This window comes from Vibrio sp. EJY3, assembly GCF_000241385.1.
GTDB classification, from domain to species: Bacteria; Pseudomonadota; Gammaproteobacteria; order Enterobacterales; family Vibrionaceae; genus Vibrio; species Vibrio natriegens.
This window is the reverse complement of the sequence record NC_016613.1, coordinates 3,340,200-3,353,906: the sequence shown is the minus strand read 5'-3', so window position 1 is coordinate 3,353,906 and position 13,707 is coordinate 3,340,200. Positions and strand designations below refer to the sequence as shown.

Annotated in this window: 13 protein-coding genes; 10 read left to right on the top strand and 3 right to left on the bottom strand. The window is 46.2% G+C overall.

The window, feature by feature from the left end; all coding sequences use genetic code 11:
• Nucleotides 1-21 precede the first annotated feature (21 nt).
• The 5 genes from ftsE to glpG all read left to right on the top strand — a co-directional run bounded on the left by ftsE (nucleotide 22) and on the right by glpG (nucleotide 4,342).
• A complete protein-coding gene (ftsE, locus tag VEJY3_RS15240) occupies nucleotides 22-696 on the top strand; it encodes a cell division ATP-binding protein FtsE (RefSeq protein WP_014233312.1) in 675 nt (224 codons plus the stop codon).
• Nucleotides 686-1,654, top strand: a complete 969-nt coding sequence (gene ftsX / locus VEJY3_RS15235) for a permease-like cell division protein FtsX (RefSeq protein WP_014233311.1) — start codon at nucleotides 686-688, stop codon at nucleotides 1,652-1,654. Before ftsE ends, ftsX begins: the two co-directional genes overlap by 11 nt.
• 175 nt (nucleotides 1,655-1,829) lie before the next feature.
• The gene (gene rpoH, locus VEJY3_RS15230) at nucleotides 1,830-2,687 is read left to right on the top strand and encodes an RNA polymerase sigma factor RpoH (protein ID WP_014233310.1); all 858 of its coding nucleotides are present in this window, start codon (nucleotides 1,830-1,832) and stop codon (nucleotides 2,685-2,687) included.
• 492 nt (nucleotides 2,688-3,179) lie between these two features.
• Nucleotides 3,180-3,500 (top strand): thiosulfate sulfurtransferase GlpE, encoded by a 321-nt coding sequence (gene glpE, locus VEJY3_RS15225; protein WP_014233309.1) that lies wholly within the window; start codon nucleotides 3,180-3,182, stop codon nucleotides 3,498-3,500.
• Nucleotides 3,500-4,342, top strand: a complete 843-nt coding sequence (glpG, locus tag VEJY3_RS15220) for a rhomboid family intramembrane serine protease GlpG (protein WP_014233308.1) — start codon at nucleotides 3,500-3,502, stop codon at nucleotides 4,340-4,342. The genes glpE and glpG overlap by 1 nt, the downstream gene beginning before the upstream one ends.
• A 63-nt stretch (nucleotides 4,343-4,405) precedes the next feature.
• On the opposite strand, the gene VEJY3_RS15215 is transcribed toward glpG, so the two are convergent.
• Nucleotides 4,406-4,816, bottom strand: a complete 411-nt coding sequence (locus VEJY3_RS15215; RefSeq protein ID WP_014233307.1) for a flagellar basal body-associated protein FliL — start codon at nucleotides 4,814-4,816, stop codon at nucleotides 4,406-4,408.
• A 152-nt stretch (nucleotides 4,817-4,968) separates the two neighbouring features.
• Here VEJY3_RS15215 and VEJY3_RS15210 point away from each other — a divergent pair, with 152 nt between their 5' ends.
• The gene (locus VEJY3_RS15210; protein ID WP_020334038.1) at nucleotides 4,969-5,508 is read left to right on the top strand and encodes a chorismate lyase; all 540 of its coding nucleotides are present in this window, start codon (nucleotides 4,969-4,971) and stop codon (nucleotides 5,506-5,508) included.
• On the top strand, nucleotides 5,509-6,363 hold the full coding sequence (ubiA, locus tag VEJY3_RS15205) for a 4-hydroxybenzoate octaprenyltransferase (RefSeq protein WP_014233305.1): 855 nt from the start codon (nucleotides 5,509-5,511) through the stop codon (nucleotides 6,361-6,363).
• Nucleotides 6,364-6,420: 57 nt separating this feature from the next.
• Here the strand turns inward: ubiA and plsB are convergent, their stop codons facing one another.
• Nucleotides 6,421-8,847 carry a glycerol-3-phosphate 1-O-acyltransferase PlsB gene (gene plsB, locus VEJY3_RS15200; protein WP_014233304.1) on the bottom strand — a complete coding sequence of 809 codons (2,427 nt, stop codon included), beginning with the start codon at nucleotides 8,845-8,847 and terminating at the stop codon, nucleotides 6,421-6,423.
• Nucleotides 8,848-9,210: 363 nt separating this feature from the next.
• Here plsB and lexA point away from each other — a divergent pair, with 363 nt between their 5' ends.
• The 3 genes from lexA (at nucleotide 9,211) to dinF (ending at nucleotide 12,206) form a co-directional block, all read left to right on the top strand.
• Nucleotides 9,211-9,831, top strand: a complete 621-nt coding sequence (gene lexA, locus VEJY3_RS15195; RefSeq protein WP_014233303.1) for a transcriptional repressor LexA — start codon at nucleotides 9,211-9,213, stop codon at nucleotides 9,829-9,831.
• A gap of 181 nt (nucleotides 9,832-10,012) precedes the next feature.
• Nucleotides 10,013-10,807: a class I SAM-dependent methyltransferase gene (locus tag VEJY3_RS15190; protein WP_014233302.1), complete on the top strand. Its 795-nt coding sequence runs from the start codon at nucleotides 10,013-10,015 to the stop codon at nucleotides 10,805-10,807.
• Nucleotides 10,808-10,862: 55 nt separating this feature from the next.
• The gene (gene dinF / locus VEJY3_RS15185; RefSeq protein WP_014233301.1) at nucleotides 10,863-12,206 is read left to right on the top strand and encodes an MATE family efflux transporter DinF; all 1,344 of its coding nucleotides are present in this window, start codon (nucleotides 10,863-10,865) and stop codon (nucleotides 12,204-12,206) included.
• Between the two features lie 66 nt (nucleotides 12,207-12,272).
• Here the strand turns inward: dinF and sthA are convergent, their stop codons facing one another.
• A complete protein-coding gene (gene sthA / locus VEJY3_RS15180; RefSeq protein ID WP_014233300.1) occupies nucleotides 12,273-13,673 on the bottom strand; it encodes a Si-specific NAD(P)(+) transhydrogenase in 1,401 nt (466 codons plus the stop codon).
• Nucleotides 13,674-13,707 lie beyond the last annotated feature (34 nt).

Sequence of the window (13,707 nt, the reverse complement as noted above, 5' to 3'; positions counted from 1 at the left end):
TTAAGTGAGAGGGAATCAAGGGTGATCAAATTTCAGCAAGTGAGTAAAGCTTACCGCGGTGGTCGACAAGCACTGCAAAAAGTCGACTTTCACCTGAGGCGTGGAGAGATGGCGTTTTTAGGCGGGCATTCTGGCGCTGGTAAAAGTACCTTGCTGAAACTGATCTGTGCGATTGAACGCCCGACTGATGGCACCATTCATTTTAATGATCATGACATCACTCGTATTTCGAACCGAGATATCCCGTTTCTACGCCGTAATATCGGCATCGTATTTCAGGATCACCGTTTGTTGATGGATCGCAGTGTGTACGACAATGTCGCACTGCCGATGCGCATTGAATCGATTTCTGAAAATGAAATTAAACGTCGCGTTTCGGCATCGTTGGATAAAACCGGTCTGCTCGATAAAGCGCGTTGTTTGCCAAGTCAGCTTTCTGGCGGTGAGCAACAACGTGTTGGGATTGCCCGCGCAGTTGTGAATCGACCAACCTTGCTGGTTGCGGACGAGCCTACGGGTAACCTTGACCCTGAGTTGTCTAACCGAGTCCTGCGACTGTTTGAAGAATTTAATCGTGCAGGCGTCACCATCCTACTCGCAACGCACGATATCGGGTTAGTGAACACTCGCCCACAATATCGTCATTTTGAATTGAATCAAGGTTTCCTAAGCGAGGTAGAAGACTATGGCAGGTAAAAAACTCTCGCAAAAGAAAGGTAAAGGCAGCAGTGCTAAGCGAGCCAACACCGATGGGTTTTTCTCTGTTCATATTAAGCAGGCAAAAGCGTCTTTTTCTGCCTTGTGGCAACGGCCATTAGGCAACATATTAACGCTGGCGGTGGTCTCCATTGCGTTGGCGATGCCAGCCTGTCTGTACTTATTAGGTAAGAATGTCGCAGGTGCAGCAGAAGATGTCGCCTCACCATCACAAGTGAGTGCGTATTTAGTAGAAGGTATGCCTGATGCACGCGTGATGGTGCTTAAGGACGAAATCGAAACCTGGCCATTAGTAAAAACTGTGGAATATATTTCTCCGCAGCAAGGGTTGGCTGATCTGAGCCAATATGCGGGCTTCGATCAGGCGCTGAGTTTGTTAAGTGGCTATGCACTGCCAGGCGTACTGGTGATTACACCGGACTCTGAACTGAAAAGTGATATTCAGTCGATAGCTCAGGACGTACGTAAGCAGCAAGATGTTACCGATGTTCGCCTCGATGAAGATTGGCTGGCTCGTCTTGATGCCATTAAAACACTCGCCAGTATTATCGTTATCACACTGACGGTACTGATGTTAGGCGCGGTGTTTTTAATTGTCGGCAATACATTACGATTCAATGTGTTGGCGAATAAAGAAGAAATTCAGACCATGAAGCTGATTGGTGCAACTGACAGCTTTATTCTTCGCCCTTATTTATACACTGGCATGTGGTTTGGTGTATTGGGGGCAATCATCGCTTGGTTAGCGACGACGGTAATGACCTTTGTAATGAATAGTGCGGTGGAAGATTTAGCGGCATTGTATGACAGTCAGTTCCGTTTGAATGGTCTAAACTGGGATGAATCTCTGCTGCTTATCATCACGGGTAGCTTGATAGGTTGTATCGCTGCACGCATTTCTGCACAGCGTCACCTAAAAGAAATTGAACCAGTTTAAGTGATGACGGTCTTATACTTGGAATTTATTAGCACAAGCTAATTTGTACCTCTTGTATAGAACACTTGTTTATGGATAATTGCTCGCCCTTCTTGAAACTTGTTCATTTTGAGTTCAAGATATCGAAGCTAAATTGCAATGTAATGCTCCAGATCAGAGATTGATGAGGAATTGAATGACAAAAGAAGCGTATCCGATGGCTCTAGTCACGCAAGATAGCCTTGATAGCTATATTCGCTCCGTTAACAGCTACCCAATGCTGACGGTAGATGAAGAGCGTGAGCTGGCAGAACGATTACACTACAAAGGTGAGATTGAAGCAGCGAAAGGGCTGATCCTGTCGCACCTGAGATTCGTTGTTCACGTTGCTCGAGGTTACTCAGGCTACGGTTTGCCAATGGCAGACTTAGTGCAAGAGGGCAATATCGGCCTAATGAAAGCGGTTAAGCGTTTTAACCCAGAAGTGGGTGTGCGTTTGGTGTCTTTTGCGGTCCACTGGATTAAAGCTGAGATCCATGAATACGTGCTACGTAACTGGCGTATTGTTAAGATCGCAACGACTAAAGCACAACGTAAATTGTTCTTTAACCTACGCAAGTCGAAAAAGCGCTTGGGTTGGTTCAATAACGGCGAAGTAGAAACCGTTGCTCGTGAATTAGGTGTTGAGCCTTCAGAAGTCCGTGAGATGGAATCCCGTCTGGCGGCGGTCGACTCAACGTTTGATATGCCAACCGACGAAGACGACAGCTCAAACAACTACACAGCACCGATGCTTTATCTAGAAGATAAATCGTCAGATGTTGCTGATAACGTTGAAGCAGCAAACTGGGAAATGCATACCAACAATCGTCTTGGACATGCATTGGCAAGTTTGGATGAGCGTAGTCAGCGTATTGTGCGTTCTCGTTGGTTAGATGACGAGAAAGCCACACTGCAGGATTTGGCTGATGAGTTTGGTGTATCTGCCGAGCGTATTCGTCAGTTAGAAAAGAATGCAATGAAGAAGCTCAAACTGGCCGTTGGTGAGTTCTAACGCTAGCTTCTAAACAAAAGCAAATTTTCATAGAAAGCCGAGATCATGTGATCTCGGCTTTTTTATTTTGGATCGAAAGTCGATAACGTTTGCGATCTAAATTTTATGTGCTACCTGTGCATAACTCTGTGTAGTAATTATTTATCAACTGTTCGAAAGCGGGGAAAAATAAGGCGTTCAGGCGTTTTTCCGGCTGGGGATAGTTAGTAATATACACACAGCTAGATCAAGATCATCACTACATATTGTGGATCAAAAGATCAAAATATACTTTATCAACGCAATCCACAGCTTTATCCACATGTGGTTGTAATGTGTACACTTTTAAATTCCCGGATAATTCTTGTGTCTAAATTTAGCGTTGGATAGGTTACAATGGCAGCATATACCCAAGTGACTTTATGACGCAGAACCTCGGCTACCATTGTGATAATGGCTCAATCGCACGTTACTAGGTTATTTGGGTATATTAATAAGACAATGAGAAAGTAAATGGATCAGTTTCAGCATATCGATGTGCAAGGTGCACAAGCACTGCTCGAGCAGGGCGAAGCAAAACTTGTAGATATCCGTGACCCTCAATCGTTTGCCGTAGCGCATGCAGAGTCAGCCTTTCATTTAACCAACGACTCGATCGTCTCTTTCATGGACGATGTGGAGTTCGAGCAGCCAGTACTTGTGATGTGCTACCACGGCATTAGTAGTCAGGGTGCCGCGCAATACCTGGTCAACCAAGGCTTTGAGCAAGTGTACAGTGTCGATGGTGGTTTTGAAGCCTGGCAACGAGCCGAGCTACCGATAGTGAGAAGTTAATGAAGAGATTGGTAACGTTAAATAATCCACGCATGGCACAGGCTTTCATCGATTATATGGCGTCTCGTCATATTGAAGTTCAGATGATGCCCGAGGGCCAGGGGCAGTTTGCGCTATGGCTGACGGATAGCCAGCATGAAATCGAAGCAGAGGCAGAGCTGAAACATTTCTTAGCCAATCCTTCCGATTCCAAATACAGCGCAGCTTCGTGGAACGTTGCCGAGACTCGCAAGAGTCAATTTCATTATTCAAGCCCAAGTATCATGAGCATGGTCAAAGCGAAAGCTGGCCCTGTGACACTTTTGATCATGACAGTGTGTGTCATTATCTACGGTTTACAGATGATCGGCTTTGGTCGGGGCGTGTTTGCATTGCTGCACTTCCCGGCGTTTGAAGGTCAACAATGGCAATTGTGGCGTTGGTTGAGTCATGCTCTGCTGCACTTCTCTGCAACTCATATCATCTTTAACTTGCTGTGGTGGTGGCAACTGGGTGGCGATATTGAACGTCGCCTGAGTTCCGGAAAACTACTGCAAATTTTTGTTGTTTCTGCAGCCTTGTCTGGCGCGGGGCAATTTTATGTTGAAGGTGCGAATTTTGGTGGGTTGTCTGGTGTTGTATACGCGCTGCTCGGTTATCTGTGGATCTTAGGTTATCGTCGACCACATCTGGGATTGACGTTACCAAAACCGATCATCGTGTTTATGTTGGTGTGGCTAGTGCTAGGTTTCGTTCAGCCGTTTATGGCGATTGCCAATACCGCGCACTTGGTGGGACTGATTTCGGGAATGGCGATTGCGCTGTTTGACTCCGGAAAAATGAAGTACCAGCAGAAAGCTTAAGGCATAAAGAAGAGATAAAAAAGACCGCCAGAAGCGGTCTTTTCGTATCAGTGCATGTCCCGTTTACTGATAGAGATATTTGGTAAACAGCAAATCCGCAATAACGGTTTTCCCGGTTTCCGGCAGGAGTGTTTCGTTTAACCTCGTTACCAAGGTCTTACGCAAATCTTCCCGACCAGAAAGAGACTTGATGGTATCTTCTGTCTGCTTACCGAGTAACTCGATGATGGCATCGCGAATCAGTGGTTGGTGATGTTCAATGATGGTCAGGTCTTGCTGGCTCATGACCATGATATCGATACGCACCTGAACGTAACCTAACTTTTTTCCTTTGGTGTAAAAGTTGGTGGTTAAGTCTGGTTCTAAAGTGAAGTACGCCAACTGAGGTCCAGCTTGTTCCGTTTCAGCCCAGGTTGGTGTGGAGATAAGCATGGTTAACGCAAAAATAGTTTGGGCTATATAACGTTTGTACATATTTCTAACTTTTCTTTCTCTGGATCGCGATATTCGAATCGCTTCAGTCTTGGTACAATAGACCGTCTATAACAAATAATGAACTTACGGTTTCAGTAAGACGGTAAGTTGTTGCTTTATTCTACGCATAAAGCCTCTAATTGAATACTAGTATGAATCAGCCAACATCACTCTATCTTGCTTCTTTATTGGAAGTAGAGTGGCAAAAGCCCGAAGAATTTGAATTTCCAAATGAATTGTCCAAGCATTGGCTTGAAGAACAAGGGTCTTTGTCACGTCGTTTAAAGCAACACTGTCAGGCTTTGACAGTGGAATTGCTACAAAATCAAATTGTCACTGCCAAGACACTGAAACAGGATGAAAGTCAGTTATTGTCTGAGCAAGATTGCCTGTTACGAGAGGTTGTTTTGTGTGGTGATGACAGTCCTTGGGTCATAGGACGTACGCTCATTCCATGCACGACGCTGGTGGATCAGCAATACGATTTGGCTGAACAAGGGGATATCCCTTTAGGCCTGACCGTTTTTAGCGCGGATAACGTAGAGCGAGACTCACTGCAAATGGGGTGGGCCAACCTGCCTCAAGGACGATTTTTAGCGCGACGTTCAAGGTTGTGGATGAATCACAAACCAATGTTAGTCGCCGAGTTATTCTTATCTCTTTCACCTATTTACGCTAAGGAGAGGGTGTAAATGTCCGCAGAAAAAGCCAAAGCATATTGGCAACTGACGCGAATGGATCGACCAATAGGGTCCTTGCTACTGCTATGGCCTACCGTTTGGGCACTTGTTATTGCCGCTCAGGGTATGCCGAGTTGGGATGTATTGCTTGTGTTTGTATTAGGCGTATTTCTAATGCGAAGTGCAGGTTGTGTGATTAACGACTTCGCTGATCGTAAAGTCGATGGTCACGTTAAGCGCACCAAACAACGCCCGTTACCGTCGGGCAAAGTCACGGCGAAAGAAGCAATAGGCCTGTTTCTGGTGTTAGCCGTGAGCTCATTCTTATTGGTTCTGACCATGAATCCACTGACGATTCAGCTGTCGTTTGCGGGTGTTGTGTTGGCTTTGATCTACCCATTTATGAAGCGCTACACCCATCTTCCACAATTGTTTTTGGGGCTGGCGTTTAGTTGGGCAATTCCGATGGCGTGGGCAGCACAAACGGGTGAACTGCCTTTGATCGTATGGTTTATCTTTGTGATTAATGCGCTGTGGACCATTGCTTACGACACCCAATATGCCATGGTTGACCGTGATGATGATTTGAAAATTGGTATCAAATCGACCGCGATTCTGTTTGGTCGTCATGACAAGTTAATCATTGGTATTTTACAGCTCATTACCTTAGCGATGCTGGTTGGACTAGGGCAGTATTACCAGTTAGGGCAGAGCTACTACTGGACGATTCTGATTGCCGCTTCACTGTTTGTTTATCAGCAGCATTTGATTCGCCACCGAGAACGCGATCTATGCTTTAGAGCATTTCTCAACAATAACTATGTCGGTATGGTTATCGCCGTCGGTTTATTAGTGGCGTTTTGGTAGGAACTCGAAAATTGAAAAAGGCATCCGATTGGATGCCTTTTTTGTTTGTGCGTTTTGTTATGACTGAAGCTGGTGAATACTTTCTTCTATCGTTAGCTTCACCTCGGGATAAAGCAGAGTAAATAACAGTTTGGCAAATTGCTGCGTATTTTCTGTATCGCAGTTGCCGTCATTGTCTAAGTACGCTTGCTGCTTCAGGGTATTGAACATCGCGCTAAATACACCTTTATCAAAGAACTCCGGCGCGTTAATGCCATGCAGTCGACCCAGACGCTGAGCGATGTCCTGACTTTTCTGCTCCAAGTCTGATTTCCCTAACTCTGGGTACGCCACCAACAAGTTCGTTGCGATGGAGTAGCGCTGCAGTGTCTCAGTAATTGTGCGCCCTAGCAGAACCAGTGACTGGTTGTTGGACTGATTGATTTCCAGCTTATTGCCATCAAGACAGATCATCTTTTGCTCGACAAATTCGTTAAGAATTTTCTCGACCAGATCATTCAAATCCTCTTCCTGATAGCTTAAGAACAGCTCTTTTTTCAGGAATGGGTAGATTAGCGCAACGTTCTGCTGAACGCTTTCCACCGTGACGTTGCGCTGACGAATAATCATCTGAGCGATAAGTGACGGAAGCGCAAACAAGTGAATGATGTTATTGCGGTAGTAAGTCATCAGAATCGACTGGTTGCGATCCAGTGAAATGATATCGCCCATGCTGTCTGTTTCAATCACAAACTTATCAAGTGAGATTGCGTGATCAACCAACTCTTCTGCGCTTTCGCTTGGAATGGTCGAGGTGCTTGAGTACGGGTTGTTCTTGAGTAGCTTCAGGTAACATTCAATCTGGCTGATTAGAGAGTCACGAGATAACGCGCGCTGACGAGAAGCAAGCAAGGCGGTAGCACAGAGTGTCAGTGCGTTAGCTGCAGCTGCATCGTTAATGTGCGTCATCATCTTGTTGGCCAGTCCGTTCACCACCGGATTCATCCATTGTGGTTTGCTGCTACCCATCGGATCGATATCTTTAGTCCACTCCGGAGCATGCTCGTTAAGGTATTGGTTAAGCTGAATTGGCTCACCAAAGTTTACGTAGCCCAAACCAAAGTTGCGCAGTTTACGCAGAGTACGCAGTACCAAACCGGCATTCTCTTTCTCTTTACGCTTACCGCGAAGTTCTTTGGCGTAAGTACTTACTTCCATTACATGCTCGTAGCCAATGTAAACCGGCACCAAAGTAACTGGACGGTTTAGACCACGTAGCATGGCCTGAATCGTCATCGCCAGCATACCTGTTTTGGCTTGCAGTAATCGCCCAGTACGCGAGCGGCCGCCTTCACTGAAGTATTCAACTGAATAGCCTTTAGCGAAAAGCTCGGCCAGATACTCGCGGAAAATCGTCGAGTACAGTTTATTGCCTTTAAAGCTGCGGCGGATAAAGAATGCACCACCACGGCGGAAAATAGGACCAGCCGGAAAGAAATTCAGGTTAATACCGGCAGCAATATGTGGTGGAACCATGCCTTCGTTGTACAGCACGTACGAAAGCAGTAGGTAGTCCATGTGGCTACGGTGACATGGAACGTATACGATCTCATGACCATCTTGTGCTAAACGGCGTACTGTAGAGGCATTATTGATATGCAGACCCTGATACAGCTTATTCCAAAGCCAGCCGAGAATGCGGTCACCTCTTTTCACCAAGCCATAAGAAAAGTTCGCGGCAATTTCATCCATGATGTCATGGGCTTCTTTACGCGCTTTTTCAATCGAGATATTTTTGCTTTTAGCTTCATCTGCGATGGCTTGCTCAATCGCGGGTGATTTCATTAAACGCGCAAACAATACCTGACGCTGGGGTAGGTTAGGACCCGATGCTGCCAGCTTTTGGCGAGAGAAGTGGATACGAGCCACTCGCGCGAGCTTGTGAGCAATCGCACTGTCAGTGCCATGAGAATCTGCCATGTAGCGCAGCGATACCACTGGGCTAAAACGCACTAAACAGTCACGGCCAGATGCCATCACCGCCTTGGCTTTTTGTGGACCATTCATTGGCTGAAGGTACGGTTTACTATTCTCTTCTTTACCTGGCTTGCGTCCCCACAGCACGGTCGCTGGGATCATTTGTACATCCAGTTCGCTGTCCAGTTTGTGTAGCTCTAATAACTCGCGAAAGAGAGAGTCAGATTCTGTTGGTACGTCATTGTCATTTCCCATCACGGTTGGACGAGCAGCAATAAATACGTAACGGTTGAGTGTTTTGCCATTAATTTCCAATGGACTGAGCGGGTCTGGCAGACCAAGGCTCATGGCTTGTTTTTGCAGTGTCAGCAAATCCACGTTCGAACGGAACGGTAAGGCATACACAATCGGTTTAGCCAGATCGATATCAAGATCGTCAATAGGGTTCGATGGGATTGTGGTGCCCTTTACCAGTACCGATAAAGGTAGTTTTAGTAATGAACGTGAAAATGATTGTCCAGAAGACATAAAGTTCACAGCCTCGATAGGTATTCAAACAGGCCCTAGCTTATTTCTGTGTCCGCATGGCCCATCTTGAGAGAAAATGAGTACGGCAATAGAAATAAGCCTAGGCGATAAAATTTAAGCGCAGCAAGGATAACAGAAACTGGTCGAACCTTTTAATTTTATTGAGCATGAATTAGTCAAACACCCGAGCCGTTGCTTCCACTTGATTCACTTTAAGCGAGCTGTTTTAAACGTTTATGACGAAAAGGATGCTGCGTAACTTAAGCAAGCCACGCAAATAAATTAAAAAACAACCAATTGGGTTTCCATTTAACCATTTACTGGATATACTCACAGTTAACTGTATAAAAAGACAGGTGAGACATGAAGCCGTTAACGCCACGCCAACAACAAGTCTTCGATTTGATTAAAAGTAAAATCGATGACACCGGAATGCCACCAACCCGTGCAGAGATTGCGCGTGAGCTTGGCTTCCGCTCTGCAAATGCTGCAGAGGAACACCTAAAAGCACTTGCTCGTAAGCAAGCGATTGAAATTATTCCGGGTGCATCTCGAGGGATTCGTATCCTGCTTGAAGATGCTGCAAATGATGATCAGGGCTTGCCTCTGATTGGTCAGGTGGCAGCGGGTGAGCCGATTCTGGCTCAAGAGCATGTGGAAGCCCACTACCAAGTTGATCCAGCGATGTTTAAACCGCAAGCGGATTTCTTACTTCGCGTAAACGGCGAAAGTATGAAAGATATCGGTATTATGGATGGTGACTTACTTGCTGTGCATAAAACGCAAGACGTACGTGACGGTCAAGTTGTCGTTGCTCGTGTTGACGACGATGTGACGGTGAAGCGTCTGGAGCGTAAAGGTTCTACCGTATTGCTGCATGCAGAGAATGAAGAGTTTGCACCTATCCAGGTGGATCTGACTTCTCAGCACCTGACGATTGAAGGTCTGGCCGTCGGTATTATTCGCAATACTGACTGGATGTAAGCTCAAGCTTTGAAACAACAGTCCAGCTTTACTGGGCTGTTGTTTATTACGCTTTTTAATTTCCCCACCTCTCTCATTTCACACTTCCTATCTTTTGATATGCATCCATGCTTGATAATGTAATTGATATTCATTATCATTTATTTCTGTATCCATTACTTTCATTGGCGCAGGAAATGCCATGTCTCAGTCTAAACATCAAGTTCCTAACCATTTATTAAAACCTTTGTTGTTACGCAGTCGTGAAAGTATGGTCGACAATGGCTTAGTGTATGACCCTATCGCAGCCAAAGCCTGTTTAAACTGCCAAATGGCACCTGATTGTCTTGGCGGAGATGTGGCGCAAAAGCAGTTATTGCATGTCACGTTAACTCAACTGTGTGACCAACAGGTCAATCAATTCCTGCAACAACATCCTGATGCGTGGGTGATTAATGTCGGCGCAGGTCTCGATACGCGTTTTTACCGTCTGGATAACGGACGTTGTCATTGGGTCGAGCTGGATGTTACGGAGAATCTGGTTTGGCGACAGCGACTTTTCCATAAAAACGAACGTTATAAAAATCATATCGGCAGCGTAGAAGAAATGTCATGGGTGGACTCTCTGAATATTCCAGACAAATCACCAGTTTTGGTGGTATGTGAAATGGCACTTTTGGATTGCTCAGAATCACAGGTTGCCCGTTTTATTCAAACTCTGGGACGACACTTTGTGTCTGCTGAAGTGTGTATGGTTCTGGCTGGGGATCTCACTGAAAGTAAATGGGGACAGAAGCTGGGCTCTGATCGCTATGCGCATGGCTTTGAAGCACCATCAGAACAATTTCTGCAATGGCTGCCTTGGGCTGAGTGGGTGAAAGTATTTTCGCCTTTCGATCGTTTTTGCTCTCGATGGAAGGCATGGCAACGCTGGCTCAACAAGATCCCTGTACTTAAATACCGTCTGACACCTGTCCTCGTTCATATTAAGTGGTGATTGGCTAGCTTCACATTGCTCAGGTACACTCGTTAATCCAGTTAACGAGGTGCTTGTGACAAACTCTATTTTCTCTCCTTTATCTAATCCTCAGGTGCACCGTCAGGTCTTGGCACTTGCGATCCCAATGGTGCTGTCGAATATTACCGTTCCTTTGCTTGGTCTGGTTGATGCCGTTGTCATTGGCCATCTTGAACATGCTTGGTATCTGGGCGGTGTCGCCTTGGGTAGCACGATGATCAGTGTGACTTTTTGGCTGCTCGGTTTTTTGCGTATGTCGACAACAGGGTTAGCCGCACAATCTTACGGAAGTGATGATCGTAAGCAACTTGCTTTAGTTTTCCTGCAAGGCGCTTTGATGGCGTTGCTGTTCGCAGTGCTGTTTTTAGTTGCACACAGTTCTATTGCTGACCTTATCTTTAGCTGGAGTGATGCCAGTGAGGAAGTGAAACACTATGGTATGCAGTATTTCTCTGTCCGTGTCTGGAGTGCGCCTGCGGCGTTAATGAATTTCGTATTGTTGGGCTGGCTACTTGGTACTCAAAACTCCAAGGCTCCGATGTGGATGGTGATCATTACTAACCTTACTAATATCGCATTGGATGTCTTGTTTGTGATTGGCTTAGGCTGGAAAGTAGAAGGGGCGGCATTAGCTTCAGTGATCGCAGACTACTCAGGCATGGCATTTGGCTTAGTTTGTGTTTGGAAAACATGGCAAGAGCGACAGTTACCTTCGCCTCAGCGCCTCCTTGCAGACACGCAGAATGGGATAGGTCGGTTTGTAAAACTTAATCGAGATATCTTTTTACGCTCTTTGTGTTTACAGGCGGCATTTAGCTTTATGACCTTTCAAGGGGCGAGCTTTGGTGATGATGTGGTGGCTGCGAATGCTGTGCTGATGAGTTTTTTGATGATCATTTCTTACGGCATGGACGGTTTTGCGTATGCCATGGAAGCCATGGTGGGTAAAGCCATTGGGGCGAAAGACAGGCAGCAACTGAGCGCATCGCTTATTGGGACATTCTTTTGGAGCCTGGTTATCTGTTTGGGCTTAACGGCAGTCTTCTCTTTAGCAGGATCGACCCTGATCGCCATGATCACCTCAATAGAAGAGGTACAGCAGCAGGCGGCGAATTATCTGCCATGGCTGGTGGTGATGCCACTGGCTTCGATGTGGTGCTTTCTCTTGGATGGAATTTTTGTCGGAGCGACTAAAGGTAAAGACATGCGTAACAGTATGTTTGTTGCGACCAGCAGCTTCTTTGTTGTCTTTTACTTATTTTCGGGATGGGAAAATCACGCGCTTTGGCTGGCGATGACTAGTTTTATGCTGATGCGCGGCATCGGGCTTGGCGTGATTTTACTTTATCAATGGCGCAAGGGAACCTTTCTCGCTTAACGGTTACCACAAACAAAAACAGCAGGCGGAGTGCCTGCTGTTTTACGTTTTAGGGGGCTGCTCTCATTAGAACAGTCGGTTCAAACCATTCAATGCTGCCACGCGGTAGGCTTCGGCCATGGTTGGGTAGTTGAACGTTGTGTTAACGAAGTACTCGATGGTATTCGCTTCACCTTTTTGTTCCATGATGGCTTGTCCGATGTGGATGATTTCCGCAGCACGTTGACCAAAACAGTGGATACCAAGGATTTCTTTGGTTTCGCGGTGGAACAAAATCTTCAAACTGCCAATGTCTTTTCCTGCGATCTGTGCGCGCGCCAGATGTTTGAAGGAAGAGCGACCCACCTCGTAAGGTACTTTCGCTGCCGTCAGTTCTTGCTCTGTTCTACCAACAGAACTGATTTCCGGAATGGTGTAGATGCCGGTTGGGATATCTTCAATCAGATAGTTATCCGCTTGTCCTTTGGTGATTGCCTGCGCCACAAAGCGCCCCTGATCGTAGGCGGCACTTGCCAGGCTAGGGTAACCAATCACATCACCGACTGCGTAAATGTGCTCCACTACGGTTTGATAGTTACGATTCACTTTCAATTGTCCGCGCGAGTCCGCTTCCAGACCAACCGCACCAAGGTTGAGTTTATCCGTGTTACCTGTTCGGCCGTTGGCGTACAGCAGGCAATCCGCAAACATCTTTTTGCCAGACTCTAAATGGATAATCACACCGTCTTCTGTACCTTCAATTTTCTCGTAAGTTTCATCATTACGAATCACCACACCGCTGTTCCAGAAGTGGTATGACAGCGCATCAGAGACTTCGTTGTCCAAGAAAGATAACAAACGGTCACGGGTGTTAATCAAGTCAGTTTTCACCCCAAGCCCGCGAAAGATAGACGCATACTCACAGCCAATGACACCTGCACCATAGATAATGATATGACGAGGGTCATGCTTCAGGCTTAGGATGGAGTCACTGTCGTAAATGCGTTCGTGTAGGAAGTCGACATCATCTGGCTGGTATGGACGAGAGCCTGTCGCAATGACAAATTTATCTGCTGAGTAGACTTCTTCAGTGCCATCACTTTGCATAACCGCGACAGAGTAATCATCGATAAAACGTGCGGTTCCGAAGAGCAGGGTACATTGGTTACGGTCGTAGAACCCCTGACGCAGGCGCGTTTGTTTGTCGATGACCGACTTCGCATGGCCTAAAATGTCAGAAAATGTTGCATGTAAACTGGTGCTATTGCGGCAGAATAGCGGGTTGCTATTAAATTCGATGATTCGGCTAACCGCATGACGCAGTGCTTTTGATGGTATGGTTCCCCAGTGCGTACAGCCGCCACCAACGCTGCTCTCTTTCTCAATGATGGCTACATTCAGTCCCGCTTTGGTTAATCCCATTGCAGCCCCTTCTCCGCCAGGGCCACTACCAATTACGATCACGTCAAAGTGATTTACATGCGCCATGATGTATTTCCTTGTTATATTTGCTTAACATTGC

Bases quoted from the DNA above. Each gene is read 5' to 3' on its own strand.
- VEJY3_RS15190 (WP_014233302.1), top strand. From the start codon at position 10,013: ATGTCTCAGTCTAAACATCAAGTTCCTAACCATTTATTAAAACCTTTG.
- glpE (WP_014233309.1), top strand. From the start codon at position 3,180: ATGGATCAGTTTCAGCATATCGATGTGCAAGGTGCACAAGCACTGCTC.
- plsB (WP_014233304.1), bottom strand. From the start codon at position 8,847: ATGTCTTCTGGACAATCATTTTCACGTTCATTACTAAAACTACCTTTA.
- lexA (WP_014233303.1), top strand. From the start codon at position 9,211: ATGAAGCCGTTAACGCCACGCCAACAACAAGTCTTCGATTTGATTAAA.
- ubiA (WP_014233305.1), top strand. From the start codon at position 5,509: ATGTCCGCAGAAAAAGCCAAAGCATATTGGCAACTGACGCGAATGGAT.
- glpG (WP_014233308.1), top strand. From the start codon at position 3,500: ATGAAGAGATTGGTAACGTTAAATAATCCACGCATGGCACAGGCTTTC.
- ftsX (WP_014233311.1), top strand. From the start codon at position 686: ATGGCAGGTAAAAAACTCTCGCAAAAGAAAGGTAAAGGCAGCAGTGCT.
- VEJY3_RS15215 (WP_014233307.1), bottom strand. From the start codon at position 4,816: ATGTACAAACGTTATATAGCCCAAACTATTTTTGCGTTAACCATGCTT.
- rpoH (WP_014233310.1), top strand. From the start codon at position 1,830: ATGACAAAAGAAGCGTATCCGATGGCTCTAGTCACGCAAGATAGCCTT.
- sthA (WP_014233300.1), bottom strand. From the start codon at position 13,673: ATGGCGCATGTAAATCACTTTGACGTGATCGTAATTGGTAGTGGCCCT.
- VEJY3_RS15210 (WP_020334038.1), top strand. From the start codon at position 4,969: ATGAATCAGCCAACATCACTCTATCTTGCTTCTTTATTGGAAGTAGAG.